General features: G+C 42.0%; 1 protein-coding gene. It reads left to right on the forward strand.

Annotated elements, in window-relative coordinates:
* Positions 1 to 16: 16 nt before the first annotated feature.
* Positions 17 to 250 (forward strand): hypothetical protein (locus tag SB749_RS20265; RefSeq protein WP_410711892.1); only part of this gene is annotated, 234 nt, incomplete at its 3' end.

Below are 250 nucleotides of genomic sequence, written 5' to 3' on the forward strand. Positions count from 1 at the left end.
TAATCAGTTAATAGCTATGTATGTCGCAGCAGCAGATGGTGAGGAGATCCCTTCTGATACTTCTGTTCTCAGAGCCTATCTTGAAGCTAAGAGTACGCTTCTTCTCAGAAGTTATTCGATTGAAACTAATGAGTATCGGGCACGTCCCAACACCGATGTGTTCACGCTAGACGGCTATACGGAATTTATGTTTCGCGTATACCAATTTATGGCTAAAAGTAATGTTTTGCTGAGCAATCAGGAATGGAAG

This window comes from Brevibacterium sp. SIMBA_078 (assembly GCF_046534565.1).
Lineage (GTDB): Bacteria > Actinomycetota > Actinomycetes > Actinomycetales > Brevibacteriaceae > Brevibacterium.